The 3,048-nt window shown below is 68.9% G+C and carries 4 protein-coding genes and 1 pseudogene; all 5 read right to left on the reverse strand.

Translation table 11 applies throughout. The features are described from left to right. The coding region (locus KZA10_RS10890; RefSeq protein WP_218682891.1) for an ATP-binding cassette domain-containing protein at positions 1 to 781 on the reverse strand (781 nt) is incomplete at its 3' end. Positions 782 to 859: 78 nt separating this feature from the next. Then, entirely contained in the window at positions 860 to 1,270 is a 411-nt protein-coding gene (locus tag KZA10_RS10900) for a hypothetical protein (RefSeq protein ID WP_306300809.1), read from the reverse strand. Further along, positions 1,270 to 2,136: a PIG-L deacetylase family protein gene (locus KZA10_RS10905; RefSeq protein WP_256934730.1), complete on the reverse strand. Its 867-nt coding sequence runs from the start codon at positions 2,134 to 2,136 to the stop codon at positions 1,270 to 1,272. Before KZA10_RS10905 ends, KZA10_RS10900 begins: the two co-directional genes overlap by 1 nt. Before the next feature lie 67 nt (positions 2,137 to 2,203). Next, a pseudogene (locus KZA10_RS18065) lies at positions 2,204 to 2,317 on the reverse strand (hypothetical protein); the annotation flags it as partial. A gap of 146 nt (positions 2,318 to 2,463) precedes the next feature. Beyond that, positions 2,464 to 2,778, reverse strand: a complete 315-nt coding sequence (locus KZA10_RS10910; protein WP_218682892.1) for a DUF2277 domain-containing protein — start codon at positions 2,776 to 2,778, stop codon at positions 2,464 to 2,466. Positions 2,779 to 3,048: the final 270 nt, after the last annotated feature.

Here is a 3,048-nt window from a genome sequence, read left to right on the forward strand (position 1 = left end):
GGTCCATCCGGTCGGTCCTCGCCTGCTGGTACGTGCCGAATCCGCCGCCGTGCACCCAGGCCGTGGCGCCGGCGCCTCCGGGCTCGAGCGTGATAAGCCGATCGGCGGCGCGTGCGAGCAGCTCCCGGTCGTGCGAAACCAGCAACACGGTCTTCGAGGTCTGCCGCAACTGCTCCTCCAGCCACCTCTTGGTGGGCACGTCGAGGTAGTTGTCCGGCTCGTCGAGAAGCAGCACCTCATCCGGGCCGCGCAGCAGGGCCTCGAGCGCGAGCCGCTTCTGCTCTCCGCCGGAGAGGGTGGTGAGCTCGCGATACCTGGCGCGCTCGTACGGCACACCGAGGGCTGCGATCGTGCATTGGTCCCAGACGGTCTCGTGCTCGTAGCCGCCCGCATCCGCGTACTCGGCGATCGCCGACGCGTAGGCCATCTGCGTGTCGTGCTCGTCGCGTTCGATCAGCGCGTTCTCGGCGGACTCGAGCGCCTCGGCCGCCCCGCGGATGCGCGCAGGGGCGACGCGCACCAGAAGCTGGTGCACCGTCTCCCCGGCCTCGCCGTGGCCGACGAACTGGTCCATGACACCGAGCCCGCCGTCGATCGTGACGACGCCGTCATCGGCGGCCTGGTCACCGCGGATGATCCGCAGCATGGTGGTCTTCCCTGCGCCGTTCGGGCCGATCAGCGCGCTCGTCGAGCCGGCGCTGACACGGAAGCTCGCCTCATCGAGAAGCGGTCTGCCGTCAGGGAGCGTCAAGGAGACGCTGGATACATCGATAGAGCCCACGGTGCGTGGCCGTCCTTCCGCCCGCGCATGCCGAGCCGACCAGGCTATCAGGCGGAGCCACGATGCTCCGAACTCCGCTCAGGCGAGAACGCTCGAGGTCGGAACGGGCGCGGCGAACAGGTCGAGCACCGGGCAGTGCGCATCGACGACGGCGCGCAGGTTCTCGTACTGTTCCGCCGAGGGCGCTGCCAGGACGGCGGGGGCCAGCTCGTCGCGCCGACCCGCGAGGGCGATGAGTTCGACGTCGACGGTCGAGATCACCAGGTCGAGGTCGTCTTCCGCGACCATCCGGGCGATCGCCGGCACGAAGTCGTCATCCCTCCCCGGCGGCACCAGCCGACGCTGCGCCGGAGGCACGAGGTAGATGCCGCTCGCCCAGCCGTCCATGTCGGCGGCGAACACGGTCAGATCCGATCGACGAAGCAGCGACCGGATGACGGCGACACCCGCCGGTCCGCCCGCACCCGTCACCAGCACCCGCTTGGTCATCAGCTCTCCCGTCGCGTGAGTTCGTGGGCGCCGATGAACTCGGCTGTCTCGCGCACCACTTCCAGGGGGTCGACGGCGGTGCCCCCGCCGAACCTCGACCAGTACCGCGCCGTCGCGGTGACGAACTCGGGTTCCAGGTAGTCACGACTCGCGGTCTGGGAGCCGAAGCGTTCGAGCAGCCGGAGCTTGTCGTCGAGGAAGTTATCGATGCGAACGAATCGCGTGGGGCGGAAGTCGATCGTCGATGACGGGCTCTGGTAGCACGCCACCGTTCCCACGCGCCGCGTGGCCACGATGGTCGCCTCGCTCACGGCGCGGTGATCCTGATGGCGGTCGTGGCTCGAGTGGGTGTAGACGATCGTCGGCTGGATCTCCTGCACGACCTCTTCGATGATCCGGACGGTGGAGCCGCCTCCCGAGATCTCGGTGTCGACGAGATCCTTCAGGAAGAGACGGGCGCCCAGCATGTCGGCAGACGCCAGGGACTCGTTCTGCCGACTGTCGGCATCTCCCCCTCGCGCTCCGCGGGAGAGAGTGAGGATCGTGATCTCGTCCTGAGCCCTGGCATGCGCGGCGAGGAGTCCTCCGACGCCGATCTCGACATCATCGGGGTGCGCTCCGATCGCGAGCACCCGCTCGGGCTTGCGGGCCTCTTCTCGACGACGACGGCCCTCCTCGACGAGACGCATGACCGCTTCGACGAGCTTGCCGTTGTCGAGCGGCTTGGTCAGGAACTCATCGGCCTGCGCCCGCAATGCGGAGACCGCGTATTCGACGGAGACATGGGCGGTCATCACCACGACGGGAACCGAGGGCACCGTGCGCCGCAGCTCGGCCAGCAGCTCGAGACCGCTGAGCCCCGCCATGCGCCCAGATGTCGGTCACGACGACGTCTGGGCGCATGGCGGCGACGCGCTCCACCGCCGACAGGCCATCTCCGGCGACATCGACGATGCACCCGGCGCGCCGCTCGAGCACGGTCTTCACGAGCAGGGCGACGTCCGGATCGTCATCGACGACGAGTACGCGAGGAGAATCCTCAGACATTTTCTACAGCTCTCCTTGGGGAGGTTCCCTGACCGATGGGGATCGGTGACGCGATCTCGGCGCCTTCAACACCGCGACCGCAGGGAAAGTCGAGCGGGGTATGTCGATTCTGGCATACGGTGTCGCCGCCGCCGACGGTGCCTCCCCTACCCTCCCGCGCGGGCGGCACGCTTCTCCTGTTGGAAGACCCGGATCGCCTCGTAGCGCTCCGCGGATCTCGTCCGCCGCTTCGCTGCTTCGTCTTCGCGGTTCTTCGGTGGCGCGGTGGTCACGAGTTCGCTCAGAAGACGGCTCACGACCTGGGCGATCTCGCCGACCGCGCTGTCGAAGGCGGTCTGGTTGGCTCGGGACGGCGCCGTGGTCCCGGCGATCTTGCGCACGAACTGCAGGGCGGCGTCGTGGCATTCCTCATCGGTCGCTGCGGGCTCGAGATTGTTCAACGGGACGATGTTCCGACACATACCCGCACGCTACGCCCGCTCGCAGGTCGACGGAAGGGCAGGAACCGGAGCCCGCCCCGGCCCACGGCCCGCGCATCGTGGGGGGATGGTGCGAGCGGAGGGCCCTCGCTACGCTCGGGGCTACCGGAACCGCGCGCGCGTGACCTCTCACCCCGTCGACAGGACAGAACATGACGAATCCCCCGTTCCCCGAACCGCCTGCACCGGATTCCTCGAACCCGGTGACCCCGCCACCGACCGCGCCCCCGGCCCCTCCGACTGGGCCTCCGA

Source organism: Microbacterium sp. BF1 (assembly GCF_019279095.1).
GTDB lineage: Bacteria > Actinomycetota > Actinomycetes > Actinomycetales > Microbacteriaceae > Microbacterium > Microbacterium maritypicum.